This is a genomic window from Streptomyces sp. SID5464 (assembly GCF_009862985.1).
GTDB classification, from domain to species: Bacteria; Actinomycetota; Actinomycetes; order Streptomycetales; family Streptomycetaceae; genus Streptomyces; species Streptomyces chartreusis_D.
This window is the reverse complement of the sequence record NZ_WWIQ01000006.1, coordinates 23,784-49,607: the sequence shown is the minus strand read 5'-3', so window position 1 is coordinate 49,607 and position 25,824 is coordinate 23,784. Positions and strand designations below refer to the sequence as shown.

Sequence of the window (25,824 nt, the reverse complement as noted above, 5' to 3'; positions counted from 1 at the left end):
CCCGCGGACGGAAGCGGCGCTCAGAACCCGTGCCGTGCTCCGCCGTCCACCGGCACCATGACCCCGGTCAGATAAGAAGCCGCCGGAGACAGCAGGAACGCCGCCACCCGCCCGAACTCCTCGGGCGATCCGTACCGCCGCAGCGGAATGCGCGACTCCGACGCCGCCCTGGTCGCCTCGGGGTCCGCCGACAGCGCGTCCAGCTCGCGCACGCGATCCGTGTCGATGCGCCCGGGCAGCACACCTACCACCCGGACTCCCCGCGGCCCCAGTTCGTCGGACAGCGACTTGGCGAATCCGGCCAGCCCCGGCCGCAGCCCGTTCGAGATCGTCAGCCCCGGAATCGGTTCGTACACCGACCCGGACAGCACGAACCCGATGACACCCCCGGCCTCCAGCTCGGCCGACGCGGCGCGAGCCAACCGGACCGCTCCCAGGAACACCGACTCGAACGCCGTCTGCCACTGCTCGTCCGAGTTGTCGGCGACGAACCCGGCCGGCGGGCCGCCCACGCTGACGAGGACGCCGTCGAAGCGGCCGAAGTGCTCCCGCGCGGCCCCGATCAGCCGGGCCGGCGCTTCGGGGTCGGCGTTGTCGACGGCCACCCCGACCGCGTTCGGGCCCAGCGCGGCCGCCGCGTCGGCGACGCTCTTCTCGTCCCGCCCCGAGACGACCACCTTCGCCCCGTCCGCGACGAGCTCGCGCGCGGAGGCGTTGCCGAGGCCGCGGGTGGCCCCGGTGACGATGTACACCCGGTCCTTCAGTCCAAGATCCATGGCCCCTATCCTGCCCCGTCCTCCCCGAACAGGGCGAGGGCGGTGTTCACGAGGCCGATGTGGCTGAACGCCTGCGGGACGTTGCCGAGCTGCCGGCCGGTCACCGGGTCGAACTCCTCGGACAGCAGGCCGACGTCGTTGGCGAGTCCCGCCAGCTGCTCGAACAGCTCCCGGGCCTCCTTCGTACGGCCCGTCATGTGCAGGGCGTCCGCGAGCCAGAACGAGCACACCAGGAAGGCGCCCTCGGAGCCGGGCAGCCCGTCGACGGCCGCGTCGTCCGAGTCGTCGGTGGTGTAGCGGCGCAGGAAGCCGCCGTGGTCCAGCTCCTCGCGGACCGCGTCGATGGTGCCGATCACCCGTGGGTCGTCGGGCGGCAGGAAACCGACGCGCGGGATGAGCAGCAGCGCGGCGTCGAGTTCGCGCGAGCCGTAGGACTGCGTGAAGGTGTTGCGTCCCGGGTCGTAGCCCTTGTCGCACACCTCGCGGTGCACCTCGTCGCGCAGCGCGCGCCAGCCGTCCAGGTCGCCGTCCAGCTCCGGATGGCGCTCCAGGGTGCGTACGGCACGGTCGGCGGCGACCCACACCATCACCTTCGAGTGCACGAACTGGCGCCGGCCGCCACGCACCTCCCACAGCCCCTCGTCCGGCTGCCGCCAGTGGTCGCGCAGGAAGTCCATCAGGGCCCTCTGAAGCGCCCACACGTCCGGCTGGGCGGACAGGCCCGAGTCGCGGGCCAGCGACAGGGAGTCCATGACCTCGCCGTAGACGTCCAGCTGGAGCTGGTTCACGGCGTCGTTCCCGATGCGTACGGGGGTGGACTCGGCGAAGCCGGACAGCCACGGCAGTTCGAACTCGGGCAGCCGTCGCTCACCGGCCACGCCGTACATGATCTGAAGGTCCGCGGGGTCGCCCGCGACCGCGCGCAGCAGCCAGTTCCGCCAGGCCTCGGCCTCCTCCTGGTAGCCCGCGGCCAGCAGTGCGCCCAGGGTGAGGGTGGAGTCGCGCAGCCAGCAGTAGCGGTAGTCCCAGTTGCGCACCCCGCCCGGCTCCTCGGGCAGCGAGGTGGTGGCGGCCGCGACGATGCCGCCGGTCGGGGCGTAGGTGAGCGCCTTGAGGGTGATCAGGGAGCGGACGACGGCGTCCCGGTACGGTCCGTCGTAGCGGCAGCGCGACACCCAGGCCCGCCAGTCCTCGACGCTGTGGCGCAGCGACTCGTACGGGTCGACGAGCGGCGGGCGTTCCTCGTGGGAGGGGTGCCAGGTGAGGACGAACGCGACCTTCTCCCCCTTCCGGACCGTGAACTCCGCGTGCGTTCCGAAGTCCTCGCCCCAGCTGCGCACCTCCGGTTCGCTGCGCAGCCATGCGGAGTCGGGGCCGGCGACGGCGACGCGGTGGCCGTCGGCCCGGCGTACCCAGGGGACGATCGAGCCGTAGTCGAAGCGCAGCTTGAGCACGCTGTGGAGCGTCACCTCGCCGTCCAGGCCCTCGACGACGCGTACGAGGTCGGGGGCCTGGTCGCGCTGCGGCATCAGGTCGGTGACGCGGACCGTCCCCTGCTCGGTCTCCCACTCGGTGTCCAGGACGAGGGTGTCGCGGCGGTAGGCGCGCCGGGCGCACCGGTCCGCCCCCACGGGGGCGATGCGCCAGAAGCCGTTGTCCTCGTCGCCGAGCAGCTTGGCGAAGCAGGCGGCCGAGTCGAAGCGGGGCAGGCAGAGCCAGTCGACGGATCCGTCCGTGCCGACCAGGGCGGCGGTCTGTTCGTCGCCGATGAGGGCGTAGTCCTCGATTCGCGGGTGCACGAGGTGCGGGTTCCCGGCAACTGGCCCCGGCAATCAGGGGTGGAGCCGGGTGAGTGACATGCTCTCGGCAATGGGTGAGGAGGCGCCGGAGAAGATGACGCCGGGGTGCGCCGGGGCCTGGTTGAGCACCCACAGGCCGATCAGCGTGGCCAGGGTGAAGACGACCGCGATCAGCACGGCCAGCACGAGCCGCCGCCGGCGCTCGCGCCGCAGCCACTCACCCCGTGCCGTGCGGTACGCGTCGGGGTCGGGGAGCACCCCGCCCGCCAGTGCCTGAAGTGCCTCGCGCAGCTCACGCTCGGTGCGGTCGTGGCCGGTCCGGTCGGGGCCGGTGCCACGCGACTCAGTCGCGTCTCGATGCGTCATCGCCGGGCCTCCATCGCCTGGGTCAGGGCGGCGATACCGCGCGCCGTGTGCGTCTTGACGGAACCACTGGAGATGCCCATCGCGGCGGCTATCTCACTCTCCTTCAGCCCGAGCCAGTGGCGCAGCACCAGCGCCTCGCGCTGCCGCGCCGGCAACTGCTGGAGCGCGTCGATCAGCACCCGCTGGTCGTCGCGCAGCAGCGCGGTGTTCTCCGCGGAGGCCACCATCTCGTCGGACGGGTTCTCGGTGTGCCTGCGGGCGACCTGGAGGTGACGGATCCGCATCCGCGTCAGATTGCAGACGGTGGAGCGCAGATACGCCTCCGCCGCGGCCACGTCCCTCAGGCGGCGCCACTTGCGGTAGATCTGGTAGTAGGCCTCGGCCACCACGTTCTCCGGATCGTCGGCGCCGAGCAGGACGGCCAGGCGCAGCATCGCCGAGTAGTGCAGCTCGAAGAGGCGGGCCAGGCCGGCCTCCCGCTCCAGGTCGGCCGGATCGCCGACCGCGGGGGCGAGGGGCTCGGCGGCGGTCCGCGGCACGGCCGGGGGCGCGGCCGGCGGCACGGCCGCGGGCACGGCCGGAGGGACGGCCGGAGGGACGGTCGGGGAGTTCTGTCTGCGTCTCACGGGTTGTTGGCTCCCGTCTCCGGGCGGCGCCGGACGGTCAGGCGGGACGGCAGGTCGGTGGTGTCGGCGCCGCGCGGGACGCCGAGGCGGGTCAGCGCCGCGGTGCCGGCCACCGCGACGGTCAGGTTGAGCAGCAGGGCGGCGAGTCCGGCGTAGATCTCCAGCGGCTGGGCACCGGTGCCCAGCGGCACGATCGAGGAGAACCCCTCACGCACCACCAGGTACGTCCCCGACACCATGCCCACGGCCCACCCGGCGAGCAGTGCCCGCGGATGCAGTCGCCCGGTGAACAGGCCGACCGCGACGGCCGGGAAGACCTGCAGTATCCACACGCCGCCGAGCAGCTGGAGGTTGACGGCGTCCTGGTCGCGCAGCCCGAACACGAACGCCACGGCCCCCACCTTCGCGGTGAGCGACACCGCCTTGGCGATGCGCACCTGCCGTTTGGGCGTGGCCGTGGGATGGACGTACTCGACGTACACGTTGCGCACGAAACCCGTCGCCGCGGCGATCGACATCACGGCGGCCGGGACCAGGGCGCCCACGGCGATGGCCGCGAACACCAGCCCGGCCAGCGGGGCCGGCATCAGCCGGTCCACCAGCATCGGCACGGCCGCCTCGGCACCACCGCGGGGAGCCCGCACGCCCGCCGCGAGGGCGGCGATGCCGAGGAACCCGAACAGCGCCAGCAGCCCGGTCCAGGCGGGCAGCGCCACCGAGACCTTGCGCAGGGTCCGCGGCCCGTCGGCGGCGAAACCGGCGGTGAGCACGTGCGGGTACATCAGCAGGGCGAGGGCGGAGCCGAGGGCGAGGGTGGCGTAGGCGGGCTGCTGCGCCGGAGTGAGGAGCAGCGCCGGACCGCCCAGCCGCCGCGCCGCCCCGTCGAAGACCGGGCCCGGACCGCCGAACCGTTCCAGCACCAGCCAGGTCACGGCCGTGAGCGAGACGAACACCGCCACCGCCTTCAGCGCCGAGATGACCGCGGGCGCCCGCAGCCCGTGCCGGTACGTGGCCACCGCGAGCCCCGCGAACAGCGCCACCATCACCAGGTCCCCGGCCGCGCCGCGCGGATAGACGCCCCCGGCTGTCAGGACCGCCCGTATCCCCAGCAGTTGCAGCGCCAGGTACGGCATCGTCGCGAGGATCCCGGTCAGCGCGACCACCAGGGCCAGCGGCGGCGACCCGTACCGGCCCCGCACGAAGTCGGCGGCGGTGATGTAGCCGTGCCGGCGGGCCACGCTCCACAGGCGGCTCAGCAGGACGAAGGCGAGCGGGCTGACGATCACCGTGTACGGCACCGCGAAGAAGGCCGCCGCGCCGTTGCCGTACGCGAGCCCCGGCACGGCCGTGAAGGTGTACGCGGTGAAGATCGTGCCGCCGAGCAGCAGCCAGGTCCATCCGGGACCCAGGGCGCGGTCGGCCAGCGCCCAGCCCTCCAGAGAGGGCAGCCGGTCGACCGGACGCAGCCGCCGTGCGGTGACCGCGAGCAGCGACGCCCCGCCGATCACGGCGAGGAACGTCGCGGTCATGGCGCCGTCAGCCATGGGTCACCGTCCTTGGTGTGCCTGTGCCCTCGCGCGAGAGTTGCGCGGACGCCCCGTCCGGAGGACAGAAATCGGCGGGAAATCTTCTGGAAATGCCCTGTCAACCACTTCCGGCGGAAGCGCAACTCTTGCACAGACCGACAGCGAGCGGGAGAGGAGCGCAGGTCACAGACCGGCGACCGGACGAGTCCCCGCCTCAGTGCTGTCATCCACCACCGCCACGGTGAGGAGCCGCCATGCCTGTCTCAGCCCTGCCCGAAACCGATCGCCCCGCACCCGAGAAGACACGTACGTCCCTTCGGTCGGTCCTGCTCTGGAGCGCCGTCTCCCTGCTCGGCGCGGTCGCCTGGGGCGTCCTCGCCCTCGCCCGGGGCGAGCGGATCTCCGCGGTCTGGCTGGTCGTGGCCGCGCTCGGCTCGTACGCCATCGCCTACCGCTTCTACTCCCGCTTCCTCGTGCGGCGCGTACTCCGGCCCGACGACACCCGGGCCACCCCGGCCGAACGCCTGGAGGACGGTGTCGACTTCCACCCCACCGACCGCCGGGTGCTGCTCGGCCACCACTTCGCCGCCATCGCCGGCGCCGGGCCGCTGGTGGGGCCGGTGCTCGCGGCCCAGATGGGCTACCTGCCCGGAACCCTGTGGATCGTGGCGGGCGTGATCTTCGCGGGCGCGGTGCAGGACATGGTCGTGCTGTTCCTGTCGATGCGGCGGGACGGCCGCTCGCTCGGGCAGATGGCCCGTGACGAGATCGGCCGGGCCGGCGGGGCCGCCGCCCTCGTCGCGGTGTTCGCCATCATGATCATCCTGCTGGGCGTGCTGGCCCTGGTCGTCGTCAACGCGCTCGCGCACAGCCCCTGGGGCACCTTCTCCGTCGCCATGACCATCCCCATCGCCCTGTTCATGGGCTTCTGGCTGCACGTCATCCGCCCGGGCCGGGTCGTCGAGACCAGCCTGATCGGCGTGGCGCTGCTGCTGCTCGCGATCGTCGGCGGCAGCTGGATCCAGCAGTCCTCGCTGGCGTCCGCCTTCACGCTCAGCCCCACGACCCTCGTCTTCTGCCTGGTCGGCTACGGCTTCGTCGCCTCCGTCCTGCCGGTCTGGATGCTGCTCGCCCCGCGCGACTACCTCTCCACCTTCATGAAGATCGGCACCATCGCCCTGCTCGCGGTGGGCGTCGTCGTCGCGGCCCCCGTGCTGCGCGCGGACGCGGTGAGCGACTTCGCGCGGTCCGGTGCCGGGCCCGTCTTCGCCGGGGCGCTGTTCCCCTTCCTCTTCATCACCATCGCCTGCGGCGCGCTGTCCGGCTTCCACGCGCTGGTCGCCTCGGGGACCACCCCGAAGCTGATCAGGAAGGAGTCCGAGGTCCGGATGATCGGCTACGGGGCCATGCTGATGGAGTCGTTCGTCGCGATCATGGCCCTGATCGCCGCGGCCACCCTCGAACCCGGCCTGTACTACGCCATGAACGCCCCGGCGGGGCTCCTCGGCACGACGGCCGAGTCGGCGTCGCACGCGGTCGCGGGCCTCGGCTTCACCATCACGCCCGACCAGCTGACCCAGGCCGCCAAGGCGGTGGAGGAGCAGACCCTGATCGCCCGCTCCGGCGGTGCGCCGACCCTGGCCGTCGGCATGTCGGAGATCTTCTCCGGAGTCTTCGGCGGCACGGCCATGAAGGCCTTCTGGTACCACTTCGCGATCATGTTCGAGGCGTTGTTCATCCTGACCACGGTGGACGCGGGCACCCGGGTCGGCCGGTTCATGCTCCAGGACATGCTCGGCAACGTGTGGAAGCCCGTCGGCCGGGTCAACTGGAAGCCGGGCATCTGGCTGTGCAGCGCCCTCGTCGTGGCGGCCTGGGGCTACTTCCTCTACACCGGCGCCACCGACCCGCTCGGCGGGATCAACCAGCTCTTCCCGCTCTTCGGCATCGCCAACCAGCTCCTCGCCGCGATCGCCCTGGCCGTCTGCACCACCGTCCTGATCAAGTCGGGGCGGCTGCACTGGGCCTGGGTCACCGGCGTCCCGCTCGCCTGGGTCGTCGGGATCACCTTCACCGCGGGCTGGCAGAAGATCTTCTCCACCGACCCGAAGATCGGCTTCTTCGCCCAGCGCGCACGCTACGCCGACGCCATCGACGCCGGTCAGGTCCTGCCGCCCGCCAAGACCCCCGCCGACATGCACACCGTGGTCACCAACTCCACGGTCGACGGTGTGCTGATCGCCCTGTTCCTGCTGCTGGTCGCCGTGGTGCTGGTCAACGCGGCGGTGGTCTGCGCACGGGCGGTCCGCGCCCCGGGCCCGCTGCCCACCACCGAGGCGCCGTACGTCGAGTCCCGCATCGACGTGCCGGCGGAGCCGGCCGAGCCCCTGGCCGGAGCCCGCTCGTGAAAGTCCCCCGCTGGGCGTCGGCCGTGCGCTGGTACCTGAGGGAGCTGACCGGCGAGACGGAGTACGACCGCTACTGCGAGCACCACCGCCACCGGCACCCGCTCGCTCCGGTACCGACCAGGCGGGAGTACGAGGTGCTGCGCACGGCGCACCGGGAGGCGAATCCGCAGGGGCGGTGCTGCTGACCCGGGCGGATCGACCGGGCGGGGCCGGAGCGGCCGGACGGTCGCGCGGGGGCCGTCGGTCGCGCGGGGGCGGCGGTGCTACACCGCCGCCGGCTCGGCCTCCGCCGTGTCGGCCTTCTTCGCCGCCGCCTGGGTCCGCTCCCTGGCCTCGCGACGGGCGAGGACCACCCAGCCGACCGGGACGGCGGCGGAGAACAGCCACCACTGGATGGCGTAGGCGTAGTTCAGGGCGGCGTCCTCCTTGCCGGGGTCGCCCAGCAGTTCGGGCGTGTCGCCCTTGGGCTCGGGCGCCGTCTGCGCGATGTAGCCACCGAGCACCTGCGCGTCCAGGCGCCGGGCCTCCTGCTCGCTGTTGATCAGCATGACCTGCCGGTCCGGCAGGCCCTTGAGGTTCTTGATCCCGCTCGCCGCGGTCGTCTCACTCGGCATCAGCCGCCCCTCGACGGTCACCTCGCCGCTCGGCGGTGCGGGGACCTTCGGGAACGTGGTCTGGCTCGGGCCGTCGGAGGGGATCCAGCCCCGGTTGACCAGCAGGACCTTGCCGTCGTCGAGGACGAACGGCGTCAGGACGTGGTAGCCGACCTCGTCGTCGGAGTTGGTGCGGCGGCGGACGACGACCTCGTCCTCCGTGTCGAAGCGGCCCTTCGCGGTCACGGTCCGGTACCGCTCGGCGCTCGTGACGGTGTGCCCGGGCGCGGTCAGCTTCTCCACGGGCACCGGCTTCGCGGCCAGCGCGTCGGTGACCAGCTGGTTCCGGGCGGTGCGCTCCTCGTAGCGGTGCATCTGCCAGATGCCCAGCCTGATCATCGTGGGGATGAGAAGCAGGGCGATCAACGTCAGGATCACCCACTGCCGGGACAACAGGAAGCGGTACACCCCACGACCGTACAGCTCGGTCGTGGGGTGCATTCAGTCGGGTACGGGTTCAGACCTTGTCGACAATTCCCACCTTTCCCTCCGCGCGGGCGCAGTGGGCGCCGCAGTACCAGTGGCCGTCGACGTCGACGCCCTGGCCGATGATCTGGACCCGGCAGTGCTCGCAGATGGGGGCCATACGGTGGATCGCGCAGGCGAAGCAGTCGAAGACGTGCACCGCGCCCTGCGCGTGCACCTCGAAGGTCATTCCGTACTGATTGCCACATACCTCACAGGTCGCCATGCGCCACAGGGTGAGCCGTCACCCCGGCCCGGGCGAGCCGCCGCCGGGCGAGTCGCCCGCCAATCACCCGTCCGTACGGTCACCCCCCGGCACGGCCCCGCATCCGGTTACGCCCCCGAGGCCGGCTCCACGTCCGCGAGGAGCTGCCCGAACGCCGCCTCGTCCACGATCGGCGTGCCGAACTGACGGGCCTTGACCACCTTGGACGTGCCCGAGTCCGGGTCGTTCGTGACGAGGAGGCTGGTCAGCCGGGACAGGCTGGTGGCCACGTGCAGCCCGGCCTCGGTCGCCCGGTCCTCCAGCAGGTCGCGCTCGACCGAGGTGTCGCCGGAGAAGGCGACCCGCATGCCCTGCTTGAGCCGCCCGCCCGCCTCGAAGCGCCCCGGGTTGGGGTAGGGGCAGGCGGGCCGCTTCCGGGCGGGGCGCCAACTGCCCGTCCGGTACCCGCCGTAGCCCGCCTGCTGTCCGATGCGGGGCGCGGGAGGGCGGTCCGACCACTCGGTCAGCGGCCGGCACTCGTGCAGCGGCAGCCGTACGCCGTTCGCCGCCGCGGTCCTGAGACTGGGCCGGAACGCCTCCGCCAGCACGCGTGCGTCGTCCAGCGCGTGGTGCGCCTGCCGCTGGACGACGCCGAAGTGCGCGGCGAGGGACTCCAGCTTGTGGTTGGGCAGCGGAAGCCCGAGTTCCTTGGAGAGCGCGATGGTGCACAGGCGCTGGCGCACCGGTGCCTCGCGCTTCGCGCGCGCGTACTCCCGGGCGATCATCTGCCAGTCGAAGACGGCGTTGTGCGCGACGAGCACCCGGTCCCGGAGCCGGGCCGTGAACTCCTCGGCGATGTCCGCGAAGAGGGGCGCGCCCTCGAGTGCCTCGCTCGTCAGTCCGTGGATCCACACGGGGCCCGGGTCACGCTCCGGGTTGACCGTCGTGTACCAGTGGTCCTCGACCTCGCCGCGCGCGTCCAGCCGGTAGACGGCCGCCGAGATGATCCGGTCGTCCCGCGCCAGGCCCGTGGTCTCCACGTCAACGACCGCGTATCCCCGGGGATACGCGGCCGGCCACGACGTGGGGGAGAACGACGCTGCGGTCGTCAGGTCTTCGAGCATGGTTCCTGAGGATACGGGCCGCGACTGACACCACCGTCCGCCAGGTGCGCAGGCTCCGCCCTTCCGACGGCCCCTCAGGCGTCTTGTCCGCTCTGTCCGTTCGTGAGGCGTACGTCTGACCGAGGCTCAGGTGCTGTACGGGCGCGGGCCGGGCTCCGCCTCAGGGCACGGTTTGGCGGAGATCGCCAAGAAGCAAGCGCGTACCGTCGGTAATACTTGTGGGTAACAACGTCTGGTCGGGGCAGGACGGCCGCCCTACGGTTCAGGCATGCCGAACCTGCCCGATGTCGTGCTGTGGTCGATCCCCGCCTTTGTGCTGCTCACGGTGGTCGAGATGGTGAGCTACCGTCTCCACCCCGACGAGGACGCCGAGGGCTACGAGGCGAAGGACGCCGCGACGAGCATCGGCATGGGGCTCGGCAGTCTCGTCTTCGACTTCCTCTGGAAGATCCCGATCGTCGCCCTCTACACGGCCCTCTACGAACTCACGCCCCTGCGCGTGCCCGTCCTGTGGTGGACCGTCCCGCTGATGCTGCTCGCACAGGACTTCTTCTACTACTGGTCCCACCGCGGCCACCACGTCATCCGCATCCTGTGGGCCTGTCACGTCGTCCACCACTCCAGCCGGAAGTTCAACTTCACCACCGCGCTGCGCCAGCCCTGGACGTCCCTGACGGTGTGGCCGTTCTACGTCCCCCTCGTCGCAGCCGGAGTCCACCCGGCCGCGCTGGCGTTCTGCTCCTCCGCGAACCTCGTCTACCAGTTCTGGATCCACACCGAGCGGATCGACAAGATGCCCCGCTGGTTCGAGTTCGTCTTCAACACCCCCTCGCACCACCGGGTCCACCACGCCTCCCAGGGCTGTTACCTCGACCGCAACTTCGGCGGCATCCTCATCGTCTGGGACCGGCTGTTCGGATCGTTCGTCGCCGAGACCGTGCGGCCCCGGTACGGGCTGACCAAGAACATCGACACGTACAACCTGCTGAAGGTGGCGACACACGAATACGTTTCCATCGCGAGGGACCTGAAGGCGGCGCGCGACTGGCGCGAGCGCGCGGGGCGCGTGTTCCGCGGGCCGGGGTGGGGACCTGCGCCTGCGCCGGTGCCGGCCCCGGCGTCGTCGCCCGTCGGGAAGGGCACGTCGGCGTGAGCCACTCCCGACTCCTCCTCGGCGTCTTCGCTCTCGCCGTCGTCGTCGACCTGCTCTCCCTCGCGGTCGGCTTCGACGCCGGGCACGCCGTCACCAAGCCGCTGCTGATGCCGCTCCTGGCGCTGTGGGCCGTGCTGTGCCGGGCGCCCCGGCCGCTCGTGGCCGCCCTGCTGTGCGGCTGGGGCGGGGACGTGCTGCTGCTGTCCGACGCCGAGCCGGCCTTCCTCGCCGGCATGGGCTGCTTCGCGGCGGGACACGTCTGCTACCTCGTCCTGTTCGGGAGGTACGGGAGCCGGTACGCCGTCCCACGCGCGCGTGCGGCCCTCCTCGCCCTGGGCTACGCCACCGCCCTCGTCACGACCGTCGCGCTGCTGTGGCCGGACCTGCCCGCGGAGCTGCGCCTGCCCGTCGCCGAGTACAGCCTCCTGCTCACGGCCATGGCGTACCGCGCCGCCATCCGGCTCGGACTCTTCACCGGGCTCGGCGGTGCGCTCTTCCTGCTCTCCGACACGCTCATCGCGACCGGCGTCGCCGACTGGCCGCAGCCACCCGCGCCGGATTTCTGGATCATGCTCACGTACATCGCCGCACAGGCCCTCCTGGCCGGTGGCACGCTCGGGGCGCTGGGCGCGCGCAGGGCACCGGCCGCGACGTACGGCGAGATGCGCGCCGTCTGAGGCTCACCAGCGGATGGGCAGCGGAAGGGCCGTCAGCAGCCCGGACACGGCGACCACCAGGCCCAGCGCGACGACCTCCGCCCGCGCCGGCGCACAGGCGGTCAGCGGGTCGGCCGCCCGGCGCAGCCGCTGCCGTGCCCACAGGGCGAGAGCGGCGACGGCTGCCACGAGGAACACCTTGGCGAGCACGGCCCGCCCGTACGCCGTCGCCGTCAGCTGCACCAGGATCGTCTCCGGCGGCATCCGGCGCAGTGAACTCCACACGCCCGTCGCCGTGATGGCGGCGAGCAGAACGGTCGCCACGCGCGCGTAGAGACCCAGCAGGGCCGCGCCCGCCTCCGTGCCGTACCGGTTGCGCCACGGCCTCAGGGTCCGCAGCGCGTGCAGCAGCCCGCCCACCCACAGCGCCGCACACGTCAGGTGGACGAGCGTCAGCCCGGAGCCGGTCAGCGGGGTGTGCTCGGTCGCCGGGTGTGCGCGCAGGGCCTCGGCGATCACCACGGCGGCCAACGGCCACAGCTGCGTGGCCGGCCGGCGCGACACGGCACACAGCCCCGCCACGAGGAACGCGTTGACCTCCAGCAGGGCGAGCTTGCCGTCCCGCGACGCGTAGAGCCCGCCGGTGTCGATGTCCGACAGGCCGTCAGGGACGAGATTGCCCGTGGCCACGACCGAGGCGAGCCCGAGCGCGGCGACGAAACCGGCCCCGGCCGCGAACGGTGACCAGCTGCGCGGCACGACCGGATGGCCGGCGGCTGCCTCCGTGCCCGGCACGCAACGCGCCAGCCTGTTCACGAACAGCTCGCCGACCGGCACGCACAGGGCCGCGAACAGCACCGTGCGCAGCAGGGCTATGCCCCGGGCGCCGGGCGCGGCGGCCTCCCCGGTGCCGTGCAGCGCGGTGGCCGGGCCGAGCACCGGGATCAGCGCGGCCAGCGCCACCAGCACCAGGAAGGCGACGGGTCTTGTCAAGGTCACCCCGAGATCTTCACCAACCTTCACACGGCTGGGCAAATCCAGGAGAACGAACTCATGCACCGCTCGACGCGGCCGACCACCACAACCGGACTTCCTTGCCCACGTCCGTCGGCCGCAGCTCCCATCCCTGCGCGAGCGCGACCTCGGCGACGTACCACCCGCCGACGCCGCGGTAGGCGCGCAGCGGTATCGCACACTCCACCGGCGGCTTCGGCTTGTGCGGCTCGACCGGCGCGGAGGCCAGGGCGGTCCACTTCCCGACCGCCTTGTCCACGCGCGCCTTGTAGTACTCGGAGTCGCCCTCATGGCGCAGCTCGGGCCAGGACACGCACCAGGAGGCCAGCCGCCCGACGCGGTCCAGCGCCCCGCCCATGGCGTTCAGGTAGCGGTTTTCGAGCTTGCTGCTGAACGCCGTGATCACCTCGGCGAACATGCCGACGACGAGGAAAGCGGCCGCCACGCCCAGCCCCAGCGCACACACCACCGGAAACCACACCACGCTCCCCGCGAACCGCAGGGCCAACTGCCACTGAGGCCGCACCGGCCGGGCTGTCCAGGTCCAGTGATCTTCGTACACGTCCATGACAAGAAATCCTGCCGCAGACACGAAGCGGGCCGGGCGGGTGTCCCCGCCCGGCCCGGATCGCCTTCACACGAGCTCTACTTGGTCACCGCGTCCAGCGCGTCCGCGATGCCCCAGCCGTAGAAGCCGTTGCGGTTCTTCGAGCCCTCGCACACCGCGTCGATCTTGCCGTCGGCGTCGATGTCGTACGGGTCCGTGCACGCCTTGGCGTCGGCCTCCGCGTACAGCAGGGCCTTCACCAGGGCCGGAGAGGCGTACGGGTGCGTCGACTTGATGAGGGCGGCGACGCCCGCGACGTGCGGGGACGCCATCGACGTACCGGCCATGTAGCCCCACTTGCCGCCCGGCAGCGTGCCCAGGATCAGCCCGCTCGTGGCCGGCGGCTCCGGCTTCTGGTAGGCGGTCGAGTCGCCGCCCGGGGCGGCTATGTCGGCGACGCCCAGACCGTAGTTGGAGAAGGACGACTTGACGCCCTTCGCTCCCGTCGCCGCGACCGTGACGACGCCCGGCAGCTGGGTCGGGATGTCGAGGCACTCCGACGGGTCGACGACCCGGTCGCCCGGCGTGGTGTCGTTCGGCGACGACGGGTCGGTGATCTCGTCGGAGGCCAGGTCGTAGTTCTCGTTGCCGGCCGCCGCGACGTTGACCGCGCCCTTCTTCTCCGCGTACCGCGAGGCCCGGCCGACCGCGTCCAGCAGCGCCTTCTGGTCCGGGTCGTTCTTGCAGTTGAAGTACCAGGGGTCGGTGTAATAGCTGTTGTTCGTCACGTCGACCCCGTGCTCGGCCGCCCACACGAAGCCGCACACCACGGCCTCCGTGTAGAAGAAGCCGTCGGGGTTGGACACCTTGATGCCGGAGACCTTCACCCCGGGCGCGACACCGGTCATGCCGACGCCGTTCTTCGCGGCGGCTATCTCACCCGCCACGTGCGTCCCGTGCGGGCTCTCCGCGGCGCTCGGCCGCCAGGCCCCCTCGGACGTGTCCGGCTTGCCCGAGACGCAGTTGACCGAGGCACCACGGTCGAAGTTGGGCGCGATGTCGGGGTGGGTGTCGTCGACGCCGGTGTCGATCACCGCGACGGTGACCTTGCTGCTGCCCAGGGACTTCTCGTGCGCCTTGTCCGCCTTGATGGCGGGCAGGTCCCACTGCAGGCCCTCCAGCGGGTCCTGGCCGGCCGCCGCCTCGGCGTCGGCGACCTCGGCCGCGCTCAGCACCTTCGGCGCCCCCAGGTCGCCCGTCGCCGCCGAGGGCAGCGGTGCGGTGCGGGTGGCCCCGGCGGACTGCACCCCGCGCACCTTGCGGATGCTCTTGGCGAAGTCCGGGTTCGAGGAGTGGACGACGATGACGCCGATCTGGTCGTACGACGTCACGATCGTGCCGCCGGCCTGGCCGACGGCCTTCTTCACGTACGCCGAAGTGCCGTGGCCCGGCTTGACGTTGACGACGTAGCTGAGCGAGGTCGCGTCGGCCGAGACCGCCGCGGGCGCCTCGTCGGCGGCCGTGGCCGTGGTGTTCGGCAGGAACGCGAGGGCCGTGGCCATGGCCATCCCGGCCGGGATCGCGACGGCGCGGCGGTAGCGCGCGTGCGGCGCAGTCATGCTGTCTCCAGTTCGTTCGCGGTACGGGCGGACGGTGCGGGAAGTCTGAGGAGCGCGCGTCACTTGACGGCGCGCAGCGCGTTGACGATGCCGTACCCGTAGAAGCCGTTGACGCGCTTGCCGCCCTCGCACACCGCGTCCTGCGTGCCGTCACCGTCCTGGTCGTAGGACTCCGGGCAGGCCGTCCGGTCGGCCTGTGCCTTCAGCAGGGCCTGGAGCTGGGCCGGGGACGCCCCGGGGTGCTTGGACTTCAGCAGCGCGGCGACACCGGAGGCGTGCGGGGAGGCCATCGAGGTGCCCTGGAGGTAGCCCCACGCGCCGTTCGGCAGGGTGGACAGGATGCGGCCGTCCTTCGAGGGCGTGTCCGGGATCTGGTAGCGCCGGTCGCCGCCCGGCGCCGCGACGTCGACGACGCCCTTGCCGTACGTCGAGAAGTACGACTTCACGTTGTCGACGCCGGTCGAGCTCACCGTGACGACACCCGGGAGCTGGTTCGGCACGTCGAAGCACTCGTGCGGGTCGATGGTGCGCTCGACGGGGGTGGAGTCGTCCGGGCTGGAGTCGTCTACGATCGCGTCCGCGTCCAGGTCGTGGTTGGAGTTGCCCGCCGCGGCGACGTTGAGCGTTCCCTTCTTCTGCGCGTACAGCTGCGCCCTGTTGACCGCGTCGACGATGGCCCGCTGGTCCGGGTCGTCCATGCAGTTGTACAGCCACGGGTCGACGTAGTAGCTGTTGTTCGTGATCTCGACGCCGTGGTCGGCGGCGAACACGAAGGCGCACACCACGCTCTCCGGGTAGAAGAGGCCGTTCGCCCGGTCGGTCACGTTGATGCTGGAGACCTTCACACCCGGTGCGACGCCTGCCACGCCGATTCCGTTGCGGGCGGCGGCTATCTCACCGGCGACATGCGTGCCGTGGTAGTCCTCGGCGGTGTACGGCCGCCAGGCGCCCTGGCTGGTGTCGGGCTTGCCACCGGCGCAGTTGGCGGACTGGGACGCGGAGAAGTTCGGGGCGATGTCGGGGTGGGTGTCGTCCACGCCGGTGTCGATCACGGCGACGGTCACCTTGCTGCTGCCCGGGTTGATCTTCGCGGCCTCGTCGGCGCCGATCGTGCGCAGATCCCACTGGTCGGCCTCGAGGGGCTCGCTCTCGGGCGTCTTCGCCGAGGCGGCCTCGGTGCGCTTCGCCTGGGCGGCCGTCAGGTACTCGACCGCGCCCTCCTCCTTCGTCCCCGCGGCGGCCAGGGGCGTGGTACGCGTCGCGCCCGCCGACTGGACCCCGCGGGCCGTGCGTATGGTCTTGGCGAAGTCGGCGTTCGAGGAGTGGACGACGATCACGCCGATCCGCTCGTACGTGGCCACGACCGAGCCGCCGGCCTTCCCGATCGCCTTCTTCACGGACGCGATCGTGTGCCGGTCCACCTTGGTGTTGACGACGTACGCAAGCTTCGGCGCGTCCGCCGTCCGCGTGGCCGACTCCGCCTGCGGGGCCGCCGTTGCGGCGGCGGGCAGGAAGCCCAGCGAGGCCGTCAGGGACAGCACGACGGGCACGGCGAGGGCGAGCCGGCGTCTGGAACGCAAGTGAGACATGGGGTCTCCACATCCTCCGGAAACGAAACCGGCCCGAGGCACAGGTGGTGCTCGGGCAGGTACATGACGAGGTGGTGCAGGGCGAAGCTATCCCGCGCTCTCGCTGGCCAGCAACGTTTTGTCGAAACGACTTCGGAAAGAACGCCGCGCGGTTGAACCGGTTCTCGCGTGCCGCCGTGACGTTGGACAAGGAGCGCGAGGACACTCGCCTCCGTCCCCGTTCACAACCGCTTCCGTCATCGCGAGGAGACTCTCCGTGGCCACCGACGCACCGCCCCCCTCGAAAGAGCAACACAAACTCCCCTCACCCGAGGAGTTCAGCGAGGTGCAGGAGAGCGCGGAGTTCGGTGAACTGCGCCGCTCCTACCGCTCCTTCGCCTTCCCGCTGACCGTCGCCTTCATCGCCTGGTACCTGCTGTACGTCCTGCTGTCGAACTACGCGGGCGGCTTCATGGGCACCAAGCTGTTCGGCAACATCAACGTCGCCTTCATCCTCGGCGTCGCGCAGTTCATCACCACGTTCCTCATCGCCTGGTGGTACTCGCGGCACGCCGCCGCGAAGCTCGACCCCAAGGCCGAGGCCATCAAGTCCCGGATGGAGGGCGACGCATGAGCGCCGTACAGCAGACAGTCCTCGCCGCGAACGAGGCCAGCGAGCACCGCCCGCTGATCATCACCCTGTTCGCGCTGTTCGTCCTCGCCACCCTCGGCATCACCATCTGGGCGGGCCGCCAGACCAAGGACGCCGCGGACTTCTACGCCGGCGGACGCCAGTTCAGCGCCTTCCAGAACGGCCTCGCCGTCTCCGGCGACTACATGTCCGCCGCGTCGTTCCTCGGCATCGCCGGCGCGATCGCCATCTTCGGCTACGACGGCTTCCTCTACTCCATCGGCTTCCTGGTCGCCTGGCTGGTCGCGCTGCTCCTGGTGGCCGAGCCGCTGCGCAACTCCGGCCGCTACACCATGGGCGACGTGCTCGCGTACCGCATGCGCCAGCGCCCGGTCCGCACCGCCGCCGGTACGTCCACGATCGTCGTGTCGATCTTCTACCTGCTGGCCCAGATGGCCGGCGCGGGCGTCCTCGTCTCGCTGCTGCTCGGCATCACCTCCGACGCCGGCAAGATCCTCATCGTCGCCCTCGTCGGCATCCTGATGATCGTGTACGTCTCCATCGGCGGCATGAAGGGCACCACCTGGGTCCAGATGGTCAAGGCCGTGCTGCTCATCGGCGGCACCCTCCTGATCACCTTCCTGGTGCTGCTGAAGTTCAACTTCAACATCTCCGACCTGCTCGGCACGGCCGCCGAGAACAGCGGCAAGGGCGCCGCCTTCCTGGAGCCCGGCCTCCAGTACGGCGCGACCGGCACCTCCAAGCTGGACTTCATCTCCCTCGGCATCGCCCTGGTGCTCGGCACCGCCGGTCTGCCGCACATCCTGATCCGCTTCTACACGGTGCCCGACGCCAAGGCCGCCCGTAAGTCCGTGAACTGGGCCATCGGCATCATCGGCGGCTTCTACCTGATGACGATCGCGCTGGGCTTCGGCGCCGCCGCGCTCATCTCGCAGGAAGAGATCATCGCCTCCAACCCGTCCGGCAACACGGCGGCACCCCTGCTCGCCCTGCACCTGGGCGGTGTCGACTCGACCTGGGGCGCGATCCTGCTCGCCACGATCTCGGCGGTGGCCTTCGCGACGATCCTCGCCGTCGTCGCCGGCCTCACCCTCGCCTCCTCGTCCTCCTTCGCGCACGACATCTACGCCAACGTCATCCGCAAGGGGAAGGCCTCCGGCGCCGAGGAGGTCCGCGCGGCCCGCTGGGCGACGGTCTTCATCGGCGTGATCTCCATCGGCCTCGGCGCCCTGGCCCGCGACCTGAACGTGGCCGGCCTGGTCGCGCTCGCCTTCGCGGTCGCGGCCTCCGCCAACCTGCCGACGATCCTCTACAGCCTGTTCTGGAAGCGGTTCACCACCCAGGGCGCCCTGTGGTCGATCTACGGCGGTCTGATCGTCGCCGTCGGCCTGGTGCTGTTCTCACCCGTCGTCTCCGGCGACCCCAAGGCGATGTTCCCCGAGGTCGACTTCGCCTGGTTCCCGCTGAAGAACCCGGGCATCATCTCGATCCCGTTCGGCTTCCTCATGGGCTGGCTCGGCACGGTCCTGTCCAAGGAGGAGCCGGACGCCAAGAAGTACGCGGAGCTGGAGGTCCGGTCCCTGACCGGCACCGGCGCCCACTGAGCACGAACCCCCTCGCGCGGCCGCGTCGTAGGAACCTCCAGGTCCCTGCGGCGCGGCCGCGCCCCGCGTCGTGGGATCGGGCCTGTGGTGATGTCAGTGGGGTCACGTAGGCTCTCAAGTGTCGGAGAGGAAGTGCTCCGGGCACGATCCGCATCGAGGGAGGGGGCCCACGTGCTCATCGACACCTACGGCCGAGTGGCCACCGACCTGAGGGTCTCGCTGACCGACCGGTGCAACCTGCGCTGCACGTACTGCATGCCCGAGGAGGGCTTGCAGTGGCTGGCCAAGCCTGACCTGCTCACGGACGACGAGATCGTCCGCCTGATCGACATCGCGGTCACCTCCCTCGGGATCGAGGAGGTCCGCTTCACCGGCGGCGAGCCCCTGCTGCGACCCGGCCTGGTCGGCATCGTCGAGCGCGTCGCGGCCCTCGAACCGCGCCCCCAGATGTCCCTCACCACCAACGGCATCGGCCTCAAGCGCACGGCGGCGGCCCTGAAGGCGGCAGGCCTGGACCGGGTCAACGTCTCGCTCGACACGCTCCGCCCGGACGTCTTCAAGACCCTCACCCGCCGCGACCGCCACAAGGACGTCATCGAGGGCCTGCACGCCGCGCGCGACGCCGGCCTCACCCCGGTCAAGGTCAACTCGGTTCTGATGCCGGGGCTCAACGACGACGAGGCCCCCGACCTCCTCGCCTGGGCCGTGGAGCACGACTACGAGCTGCGCTTCATCGAGCAGATGCCCCTGGACGCCCAGCACGGCTGGAAGCGCGACGGCATGATCACGGCAGGCGACATCCTGGCCTCCCTGCGCACGCGCTTCGAGCTGACCGCCGAGGGCGAGGAGGCACGCGGTTCGGCACCGGCGGAGCGCTGGCTGGTGGACGGCGGCCCGCATGTCGTCGGCGTGATCGCCTCCGTCACGCGCCCCTTCTGCGCGGCCTGCGACCGCACCCGCCTCACCGCCGACGGACAGATCCGCACGTGCCTGTTCGCCCAGGAGGAGACCGACCTGCGCGCCGCACTCCGCTCGGACGCCCCGGACGAGGAGATCGCCCGCATCTGGCGCCTGGCGATGTGGGGCAAGAAGGCGGGAGCGGGCCTGGACGACCCCTCCTTCGTCCAGCCGGACCGTCCGATGTCGGCGATCGGCGGCTAGGGCTGCTTCTGCGAGGGCTCCCATTCCTTCAGCAGGACCACGTCCTTCAGGAAACCCCGCACCCCGAGGAACTGCGACAGATGCTCGCGATGCTCCTCACAGGCCAGCCACGTCTTGCGCCGCTCCGGCGTATGGATCTTCGGGTTGTTCCACGCCAGCACCCACACGGCATCCGCACGGCAGCCCTTCGCGGAACAGATGGGCGTCTCGTCACTCACAGCTTCGTCTCACCACTGCACACAGAAAAGGCGACGCCGAGCAGCCACGGGGGGAGCTGCCCGGCGTCGGTCCGTCGCTCCGACGGGGGATGCGGAGCGCGTACGAAGTATGTCACGGGTAACCCCGAGCCCGGCACCGGAACAACATGATTGATCTGAGCTTTTCTTGAGCTTGGCGGGAAGATGACGTCCGTCCGTGACCGCCTGCGAACGCCCCTACCGCTCCTGCGACTCGCTCCGCGCCCCCGGCACCGTCCCCGACACGGCATCTTCCGCGACGGATTCCGCGGGTCCGTCCTGCGTCCCCGACGGCGCGATCATCGGCCGCACCGGCGGCACCACGAACGTGGACGGCAGAGACGGCGCGTTCTCGCGCCCGGCGTTCGCGATCACCACCGCGATGTACGGCAGCACCAGCCCGAGCACCAACGCCACGACGGCGACGTGCCGTTCGACGTTCCACAGCGTGGCCGCGAGGATCACGGAGATCGTGCGGACCGTCATCGAGATCACGTACCGGCGCTGCCGCCCGCGAACGTCCTCCTGAAGCCCGGCCCGGGCGCCGGTGATCCGGAAAACCTGGACGTGTCCGCCGCCATGCTGCTTCCGCATCGCATTCCACCATCCGCCCGTATCGCCACTCTCCCCGCCCCGTAGCCGCCCTCGGCCGGTCGGGGACCCTGCCCAGGGCAGCTTCCACGTTACGCCGCGCCTGCGCCGGCCACGAGACCGGGGCCGGTCCGGCCCGCGCGAACGGCCTGAGCCGTGATACGTACGGCCATCCCTGGCATGCGGCGTAGGGCACCTGGGCCGACACTGGGCGTAGTGCTCACGTCGAGCCGTACGAGGAGGCAGCGATGGGCTGGTTGTGGGCGATCATCGTGGGACTGGTACTCGGTCTGCTCGCCAAGGCGATCATTCCGGGCAGGCAGCACATCCCCCTGTGGCTGACCGTCATCCTGGGCATGATCGGCGGCATCGCCGGCAACGCCATCGCCCGGGCGGCCGGTGTCGACGCCACAGCGGGCATCGACTGGTGGCGGCACGTCTTCCAACTGGTGATGGCGATCATCCTCGTCGGTCTCGGCGACCGGGCCTGGACGGCGGCCAGGGGAAGCAGAGGAAGGGCATAACGGGGCACACGGCGAAGGGGACGGCCTCCGGCACCGGAAACCGCCCCCTTCCTCGCGCACTCAGGCGCCGGTGACCTCCACCGCCGCCAGGTTCTTCTTGCCCCGGCGCAGCACCAGCCAGCGGCCGTGCAGCAGGTCCTCCTTGGCGGGGACCGCGTCCTCACCGGCGACCTTGACGTTGTTCACGTAGGCACCGCCCTCCTTGACCGTGCGGCGCGCGGCCGACTTGCTGGCCACCAGGCCGACCTCGGCGAACAGGTCGACGACCGGGCCGAGCTCGGCGACCTGGATGTGCGGCACCTCCGCGAGGGCCGCGGCCAGCGTCCGCCCGTCGAGCTCCGCCAGCTCGCCCTGCCCGAAGAGGGCCTTGGACGCGGCGATCACGGCGGCCGTCTGGTCGGCGCCGTGCACCAGCGTCGTCAGCTCCTCGGCCAGCGCACGCTGCGCGGCACGGGCCTGCGGACGCTCCTCGGTCTGCTTCTCCAGCTCCTCCAGCTCCTCGCGGGAACGGAAGGACAGGATGCGCATGTACTTGGAGATGTCCCGGTCGTCCACGTTCAGCCAGAACTGGTAGAACGCGTACGGCGTCGTCATCTCCGGGTCGAGCCAGACCGCGCCGCCCTCGGTCTTGCCGAACTTGGTGCCGTCCGCCTTGGTCATCAGCGGCGTCGCCATGGCGTGCACCGTGGCGTCCGGCTCCAGCCGGTGGATCAGGTCCAGACCCGCCGTGAGGTTGCCCCACTGGTCGCTGCCGCCCTGCTGGAGCGTGCAGCCGTACCTCCGGTACAGCTGGAGGAAGTCCATGCCCTGGAGGAGCTGGTAGCTGAACTCCGTGTAGCTGATGCCCTCGGAGGACTCCAGGCGCCGGGCGACGGAGTCCTTGGTCAGCATCTTGTTGACGCGGAAGTGCTTGCCGATGTCCCGCAGGAACTCGATCGCGGAGAGGTTCTCCGTCCAGTCGAGGTTGTTGACCATGACGGCGGCGTTCGCGCCCTCGAAGTCCAGGAACGGCTCGATCTGGGAGCGCAGCTTGCCGACCCAGCCGGCGACCGTCTCCGGGTCGTTCAGCGTGCGCTCCGCGGTCGGACGCGGGTCGCCGATCAGGCCCGTGGCACCGCCGACCAGCGCCAGCGGCCGGTGACCGGCCTGCTGGAGCCGGCGCACGGTCAGCACCTGCACCAGGTGCCCCACGTGCAGGGACGGCGCCGTCGGGTCGAAGCCGCAATAGAACGTGACGGGACCGTCCGCGAGCGCCTTGCGCAAAGCGTCCTCGTCAGTGGACAGGGCGAACAGCCCGCGCCACTTCAGCTCGTCGACGATGTCCGTCACGGTTCTCGTGTCTCCTTGATGATCTTCGGGCAGTCGGGTGACAGCCGACTACGAGGTTATACGCCCTGACTGACAGAGCTCATATTGAAATCCGGTACGCGCAGCGCCGGCATCGCGGCCCTGGTGAACCAGTCGCTCCACTCCCTGGGCAGCGTCTTCTCGGTCCGCCCCGCCTCCGTGGCCCGGCCCAGCACGCCGACCGGTGACTCGTTGAACCGGAAGTTGTTCACCTCGCCGGTCACCTCGCCGTTCTCGACGAGGTAGACACCGTCCCGGGTCAGGCCGGTGAGCAGCAGCGTCGCCGGATCGACCTCCCGGATGTACCACAGGCAGGTCAGCAGCAGCCCGCGCTCGGTGTTCGCGACCATCTCGTCCAGGGAGCGGTCGTCGCCCCCGTCCAGGATCAGGTTCTCGATGCCCGGCGCCACCGGCAGGCCGGTCAGCCCGGCACTGTGCCTGCTGGTCGTGAGGTGCCGCAGCTCGCCCCGGCTCATCCACTCGGTGGCCGCGAGCGGCAGCCCGTTGTCGAACACCGACTGATCGCCCCCGGAGGAGTGCGCGATCACGAAGGGCGCCGACTCCAGACCGGGCTCGTTCGGGTCGCTGCGCAGCGTCAGCGGCAGCTCGGTGAGCTGCTCGCCGACCCGCGTACCGCCGCCCGGCTTGGAGAACACCGTGCGGCCCTCCACCGCGTCCCGGCCCGACGCCGACCACATCTGGTAGATCAGCAGGTCCGCGACGGCCGTCGGCGGCAGCAGCGTCTCGTACCGGCCCGCGGGCAGCTCCACGCGCCGCTCGGCCCACCCCAGGCGCACGGCGAGCTCCGCGTCCAGCGCCGCCGGGTCGACGTCCTTGAAGTCCCGGGTGGAGCGACCGGCCCAGGCGGACCGGGTCCGGTCCGGCGACTTGGCGTTCAGCTCCAGCGTCCCGTTCGGCTGGTCGTGCCGCAGCCGCAGCCCCGTGGACGTCCCCACGTACGTCGACACCATTTCGTGGTTGGCGAAGCCGTACAGCTCCCGGCCGCCCGCACGCGCGCGTGCGAAGGCCTCGCCGAGCGCCGGAGCGAAGTCGGCGAACACGGCGGAGGAGGTTTCGGCGGGCGCCTCCGTGAACTCCGGCGCCAGCGGCACACCGGTGACCAGCGGCTGCGCGTCCTCGGCGGGCCCGGCGCCGCGCGCGGCGGCCTCGGCGGCCCGCACCAGGGGCTCCAGCTCGTCGGCCGTCACGGCGGACCGTGACACGACCCCCGAGGCCGTGCCCTCCTTGCCGTCGAAGGTGGCGACGACGGTGAGCGTGCGTCCGCGCGTGACCCCGTTCGTGGTCAGCGCGTTGCCCGCCCAGCGCAGGTTGGCGGTGGACTGCTCGTCGGCGATGACGACACACCCGTCCGCCCGGGACAGTTCGAGGGCGCGCTCGACGACCTCGTGCGGCTTGCTCGTGCGCGCGCTCATCGACCCGCCTCCTGCGTGGTGTTCAGAATGTTGACGCCCTTGAAGAGGGCCGACGGGCAGCCGTGCGACACGGCCGCGACCTGGCCCGGCTGGGCCTTGCCGCAGTTGAAGGCGCCGCCCAGGACGTAGGTCTGCGGACCGCCCACAGCGGCCATCGAGCCCCAGAAGTCGGTCGTCGTCGCCTGGTAGGCCACGTCCCGCAGCTGCCCGGCGAGCCGCCCGTTCTCGATCCGGTAGAAGCGCTGCCCGGTGAACTGGAAGTTGTACCTCTGCATGTCGATCGACCAGGACCGGTCGCCGACGACGTAGATGCCCCGCTCCACGCCTCCGATCAGGTCCTCGGTGGACATCCCGGCCGGGTCCGGCCGCAACGACACGTTGGCCATGCGCTGCACCGGCACGTGCCCGGGGGAGTCGGCGTAGGCGCAGCCGTTGGACCGCTCGAAGCCGGTCAGTCTCGCGATCCGCCGGTCCAGCTGGTAGCCGACGAGCCTGCCGTCCCTCACCAGGTCCCAGGACTGCGCCGCGACGCCCTCGTCGTCGTACCCGATGGTGGCGAGCCCGTGCTCGGCGGTGCGGTCGCCGGTGACGTTCATCAGCTCCGAGCCGTAGCGCAACTTGTTCAGCTGGTCGAAGGTGGCGAAGGAGGTGCCGGCGTAGGCGGCCTCGTAACCGAGCGCCCGGTCCAGCTCGGTGGCGTGCCCGATGGACTCGTGGATGGTCAGCCACAGGTTGGACGGGTCGACGACCAGGTCGTACAGGCCCGCCTCGACGCTCGGCGCGCGCATCTTCTCGGCGAGCAGCCCGGGGATCTGCTCCAGCTCGCTCTCCCAGTCCCAGCCGGTGCCCCGCAGGTACTCCCAGCCGCGTCCCACGGGCGGCGCGAGGGTGCGCATGGAGTCGAACTCGCCGCTCGACTCGTCCACCGACACGGCGTTGAACACCGGGTGCAGCCGCACCCGCTGCTGTGTGGTCACGGTCCCGGCGGTATCGGCGTAGAACTTGTTCTCGTGGACGGTGAGCAGTGAGGCGTCGACATGGTCGACCCCGTCGGCCGCCAGCAGCCGCGCGCTCCAGTCCCCGATCAGCCCGGCCTTCTCCTCGTCGGGCACGGTGAACGGGTCGATCTCGTACGACGAGATCCAGGTCTTCTCGGCGTGCACCGGCTCGTCGGCCAGCTCCACCCGCTCGTCCGATCCGGCCGCCTTGATCACCTGCGCGGACAGCTTCGCCATGGCCACCGCCTGCCCGGCGACCTTGGCGGCGGCGTCCAGGGAGAGGTCGACACCGGACGCGAAGCCCCACGTACCGCCGTGCACGACGCGCACCGCGTACCCGAGGTCGGTGGTGTCCGACGACCCGGCGGGCTTGGCGTCCCGGAACCGCCAGGAGGCGCTGCGCACCCGCTCGAACCGGAAGTCCGCGTGCTCGGCGCCCAGCGCACGCGCGCGGGCGAGGGCCGCGTCGGCGAGGGGGCGTAGGGGGAGGGCCGTGAAGGCCTCGTCGATGGTATGAGGCACCGCCGTCTCTTTCTGTCGAGGTGACCGTGGTTGCCGTACGTCGTGACTGCTCCGATCATGTCGTCTCAGCCCGCGCGCGGGCCACGAGTTTCGCGACCCGGACGCGCGGTTTCTGTAGGGACCCGACAGTGAGTCCCCTACGCCACTGTCGGTGCCCGATTGTCCGCGGGCGTGCCCGGACCGATAGGTTTTCGAGGAAGCCGCCTGTCATCGCCGCCTGTCGTCCAGGCGCCCGGGCGGGGTATCAGACC

General features: G+C 71.2%; 25 protein-coding genes. 8 read left to right on the top strand and 17 right to left on the bottom strand.

All coding sequences use genetic code 11. The features are described from left to right. Positions 1–20 precede the first annotated feature (20 nt). The 5 genes from GTY47_RS06210 to GTY47_RS06190 are packed head-to-tail and all read right to left on the bottom strand — an operon-like array spanning position 21 to position 5,111. Complete coding sequence (locus GTY47_RS06210; RefSeq protein ID WP_010037775.1) at positions 21–776, bottom strand: SDR family oxidoreductase; 756 nt, start codon at positions 774–776, stop codon at positions 21–23. Between the two features lie 5 nt (positions 777–781). Then, positions 782–2,575, bottom strand: coding sequence for a glycoside hydrolase family 15 protein (locus GTY47_RS06205; RefSeq protein ID WP_010037773.1), 1,794 nt, complete (start codon positions 2,573–2,575; stop codon positions 782–784). A gap of 33 nt (positions 2,576–2,608) precedes the next feature. Next, positions 2,609–2,941, bottom strand: coding sequence for a hypothetical protein (locus GTY47_RS06200; protein WP_010037770.1), 333 nt, complete (start codon positions 2,939–2,941; stop codon positions 2,609–2,611). After that, on the bottom strand, positions 2,938–3,567 hold the full coding sequence (locus GTY47_RS06195) for a sigma-70 family RNA polymerase sigma factor (protein ID WP_010037768.1): 630 nt from the start codon (positions 3,565–3,567) through the stop codon (positions 2,938–2,940). Before GTY47_RS06195 ends, GTY47_RS06200 begins: the two co-directional genes overlap by 4 nt. After that, a complete protein-coding gene (locus GTY47_RS06190) occupies positions 3,564–5,111 on the bottom strand; it encodes a sodium:solute symporter (protein WP_010037767.1) in 1,548 nt (515 codons plus the stop codon). The genes GTY47_RS06195 and GTY47_RS06190 overlap by 4 nt, the downstream gene beginning before the upstream one ends. A 236-nt stretch (positions 5,112–5,347) precedes the next feature. On the opposite strand from GTY47_RS06190, the gene GTY47_RS06185 reads away from it, so the two are divergent. Together GTY47_RS06185 and GTY47_RS06180 are read left to right on the top strand one after the other, a co-directional pair. After that, entirely contained in the window at positions 5,348–7,501 is a 2,154-nt protein-coding gene (locus tag GTY47_RS06185; protein ID WP_010037766.1) for a carbon starvation CstA family protein, read from the top strand. After that, complete coding sequence (locus GTY47_RS06180; RefSeq protein ID WP_029181023.1) at positions 7,498–7,686, top strand: YbdD/YjiX family protein; 189 nt, start codon at positions 7,498–7,500, stop codon at positions 7,684–7,686. Before GTY47_RS06185 ends, GTY47_RS06180 begins: the two co-directional genes overlap by 4 nt. 78 nt (positions 7,687–7,764) lie before the next feature. Here the strand turns inward: GTY47_RS06180 and GTY47_RS06175 are convergent, their stop codons facing one another. The 3 genes from GTY47_RS06175 to GTY47_RS06165 all read right to left on the bottom strand — a co-directional run bounded on the left by GTY47_RS06175 (position 7,765) and on the right by GTY47_RS06165 (position 9,948). Beyond that, positions 7,765–8,562, bottom strand: a complete 798-nt coding sequence (locus GTY47_RS06175) for an SURF1 family cytochrome oxidase biogenesis protein (protein WP_029181022.1) — start codon at positions 8,560–8,562, stop codon at positions 7,765–7,767. A 49-nt stretch (positions 8,563–8,611) separates the two neighbouring features. Then, positions 8,612–8,845 carry a hypothetical protein gene (locus GTY47_RS06170; RefSeq protein WP_003989324.1) on the bottom strand — a complete coding sequence of 78 codons (234 nt, stop codon included), beginning with the start codon at positions 8,843–8,845 and terminating at the stop codon, positions 8,612–8,614. Positions 8,846–8,952: 107 nt separating this feature from the next. Then, complete coding sequence (locus GTY47_RS06165; protein WP_010037761.1) at positions 8,953–9,948, bottom strand: DEDDh family exonuclease; 996 nt, start codon at positions 9,946–9,948, stop codon at positions 8,953–8,955. Between the two features lie 268 nt (positions 9,949–10,216). Here GTY47_RS06165 and GTY47_RS06160 point away from each other — a divergent pair, with 268 nt between their 5' ends. Both GTY47_RS06160 and GTY47_RS06155 read left to right on the top strand, forming a co-directional pair. Beyond that, complete coding sequence (locus GTY47_RS06160; protein ID WP_010037759.1) at positions 10,217–11,101, top strand: sterol desaturase family protein; 885 nt, start codon at positions 10,217–10,219, stop codon at positions 11,099–11,101. Further along, complete coding sequence (locus GTY47_RS06155) at positions 11,098–11,778, top strand: lysoplasmalogenase (protein WP_010037757.1); 681 nt, start codon at positions 11,098–11,100, stop codon at positions 11,776–11,778. Before GTY47_RS06160 ends, GTY47_RS06155 begins: the two co-directional genes overlap by 4 nt. Before the next feature lie 3 nt (positions 11,779–11,781). Here GTY47_RS06155 and GTY47_RS06150 read toward each other — a convergent pair whose 3' ends face one another. The 4 genes from GTY47_RS06150 to GTY47_RS06135 form a co-directional block, all read right to left on the bottom strand. Further along, a complete protein-coding gene (locus tag GTY47_RS06150) occupies positions 11,782–12,756 on the bottom strand; it encodes a CopD family protein (protein WP_010037755.1) in 975 nt (324 codons plus the stop codon). Between the two features lie 52 nt (positions 12,757–12,808). Next, positions 12,809–13,339 (bottom strand): hypothetical protein, encoded by a 531-nt coding sequence (locus GTY47_RS06145; protein ID WP_010037753.1) that lies wholly within the window; start codon positions 13,337–13,339, stop codon positions 12,809–12,811. A gap of 77 nt (positions 13,340–13,416) precedes the next feature. Further along, a complete protein-coding gene (locus GTY47_RS06140) occupies positions 13,417–14,937 on the bottom strand; it encodes a S8 family serine peptidase (protein ID WP_010037751.1) in 1,521 nt (506 codons plus the stop codon). A 59-nt stretch (positions 14,938–14,996) separates the two neighbouring features. After that, complete coding sequence (locus GTY47_RS06135; RefSeq protein ID WP_029181019.1) at positions 14,997–16,526, bottom strand: S8 family serine peptidase; 1,530 nt, start codon at positions 16,524–16,526, stop codon at positions 14,997–14,999. Between the two features lie 256 nt (positions 16,527–16,782). Between GTY47_RS06135 and GTY47_RS06130 the strand changes: the two genes are divergently transcribed. The 3 genes from GTY47_RS06130 to moaA all read left to right on the top strand — a co-directional run bounded on the left by GTY47_RS06130 (position 16,783) and on the right by moaA (position 19,922). Continuing rightward, positions 16,783–17,139 (top strand): DUF485 domain-containing protein, encoded by a 357-nt coding sequence (locus GTY47_RS06130; protein ID WP_010037747.1) that lies wholly within the window; start codon positions 16,783–16,785, stop codon positions 17,137–17,139. Beyond that, positions 17,136–18,761: a cation acetate symporter gene (locus tag GTY47_RS06125; RefSeq protein ID WP_010037746.1), complete on the top strand. Its 1,626-nt coding sequence runs from the start codon at positions 17,136–17,138 to the stop codon at positions 18,759–18,761. The genes GTY47_RS06130 and GTY47_RS06125 overlap by 4 nt, the downstream gene beginning before the upstream one ends. 171 nt (positions 18,762–18,932) lie before the next feature. Continuing rightward, positions 18,933–19,922, top strand: coding sequence for a GTP 3',8-cyclase MoaA (gene moaA / locus GTY47_RS06120; protein WP_010037743.1), 990 nt, complete (start codon positions 18,933–18,935; stop codon positions 19,920–19,922). Here moaA and GTY47_RS06115 read toward each other — a convergent pair. Continuing rightward, the gene (locus GTY47_RS06115; RefSeq protein WP_029181018.1) at positions 19,919–20,140 is read right to left on the bottom strand and encodes a hypothetical protein; all 222 of its coding nucleotides are present in this window, start codon (positions 20,138–20,140) and stop codon (positions 19,919–19,921) included. The genes moaA and GTY47_RS06115 overlap by 4 nt on opposite strands. 216 nt (positions 20,141–20,356) lie before the next feature. Next, complete coding sequence (locus tag GTY47_RS06110; protein WP_010037741.1) at positions 20,357–20,752, bottom strand: DUF3099 domain-containing protein; 396 nt, start codon at positions 20,750–20,752, stop codon at positions 20,357–20,359. A 245-nt stretch (positions 20,753–20,997) separates the two neighbouring features. Between GTY47_RS06110 and GTY47_RS06105 the strand changes: the two genes are divergently transcribed. Then, positions 20,998–21,273, top strand: coding sequence for a GlsB/YeaQ/YmgE family stress response membrane protein (locus tag GTY47_RS06105; protein WP_010037740.1), 276 nt, complete (start codon positions 20,998–21,000; stop codon positions 21,271–21,273). Positions 21,274–21,333: 60 nt separating this feature from the next. Here the strand turns inward: GTY47_RS06105 and tyrS are convergent, their stop codons facing one another. From tyrS to GTY47_RS06090, 3 genes are read right to left on the bottom strand one after another with little or no spacing between them, the layout of a single operon-like run. Then, positions 21,334–22,602 (bottom strand): tyrosine--tRNA ligase, encoded by a 1,269-nt coding sequence (tyrS, locus tag GTY47_RS06100; RefSeq protein WP_010037739.1) that lies wholly within the window; start codon positions 22,600–22,602, stop codon positions 21,334–21,336. A gap of 56 nt (positions 22,603–22,658) precedes the next feature. After that, positions 22,659–24,053: a metallopeptidase TldD-related protein gene (locus GTY47_RS06095; RefSeq protein ID WP_010037738.1), complete on the bottom strand. Its 1,395-nt coding sequence runs from the start codon at positions 24,051–24,053 to the stop codon at positions 22,659–22,661. Next, the gene (locus GTY47_RS06090; RefSeq protein ID WP_010037737.1) at positions 24,050–25,573 is read right to left on the bottom strand and encodes a TldD/PmbA family protein; all 1,524 of its coding nucleotides are present in this window, start codon (positions 25,571–25,573) and stop codon (positions 24,050–24,052) included. The genes GTY47_RS06095 and GTY47_RS06090 overlap by 4 nt, the downstream gene beginning before the upstream one ends. Positions 25,574–25,824 lie beyond the last annotated feature (251 nt).

What these genes read in the sequence shown, in the direction of transcription:
- GTY47_RS06210 (WP_010037775.1), bottom strand. Translation starts at nt 776, where the DNA reads ATGGATCTTGGACTGAAGGACCGGGTGTACATCGTCACCGGGGCCACC.
- GTY47_RS06200 (WP_010037770.1), bottom strand. Translation starts at nt 2,941, where the DNA reads ATGACGCATCGAGACGCGACTGAGTCGCGTGGCACCGGCCCCGACCGG.
- GTY47_RS06190 (WP_010037767.1), bottom strand. Translation starts at nt 5,111, where the DNA reads ATGGCTGACGGCGCCATGACCGCGACGTTCCTCGCCGTGATCGGCGGG.
- GTY47_RS06185 (WP_010037766.1), top strand. Translation starts at nt 5,348, where the DNA reads ATGCCTGTCTCAGCCCTGCCCGAAACCGATCGCCCCGCACCCGAGAAG.
- GTY47_RS06170 (WP_003989324.1), bottom strand. Translation starts at nt 8,845, where the DNA reads ATGGCGACCTGTGAGGTATGTGGCAATCAGTACGGAATGACCTTCGAG.
- GTY47_RS06165 (WP_010037761.1), bottom strand. Translation starts at nt 9,948, where the DNA reads ATGCTCGAAGACCTGACGACCGCAGCGTCGTTCTCCCCCACGTCGTGG.
- GTY47_RS06160 (WP_010037759.1), top strand. Translation starts at nt 10,217, where the DNA reads ATGCCGAACCTGCCCGATGTCGTGCTGTGGTCGATCCCCGCCTTTGTG.
- GTY47_RS06145 (WP_010037753.1), bottom strand. Translation starts at nt 13,339, where the DNA reads ATGGACGTGTACGAAGATCACTGGACCTGGACAGCCCGGCCGGTGCGG.
- GTY47_RS06140 (WP_010037751.1), bottom strand. Translation starts at nt 14,937, where the DNA reads ATGACTGCGCCGCACGCGCGCTACCGCCGCGCCGTCGCGATCCCGGCC.
- GTY47_RS06135 (WP_029181019.1), bottom strand. Translation starts at nt 16,526, where the DNA reads ATGTCTCACTTGCGTTCCAGACGCCGGCTCGCCCTCGCCGTGCCCGTC.
- GTY47_RS06125 (WP_010037746.1), top strand. Translation starts at nt 17,136, where the DNA reads ATGAGCGCCGTACAGCAGACAGTCCTCGCCGCGAACGAGGCCAGCGAG.
- GTY47_RS06110 (WP_010037741.1), bottom strand. Translation starts at nt 20,752, where the DNA reads ATGCGGAAGCAGCATGGCGGCGGACACGTCCAGGTTTTCCGGATCACC.
- GTY47_RS06105 (WP_010037740.1), top strand. Translation starts at nt 20,998, where the DNA reads ATGGGCTGGTTGTGGGCGATCATCGTGGGACTGGTACTCGGTCTGCTC.
- GTY47_RS06095 (WP_010037738.1), bottom strand. Translation starts at nt 24,053, where the DNA reads ATGAGCGCGCGCACGAGCAAGCCGCACGAGGTCGTCGAGCGCGCCCTC.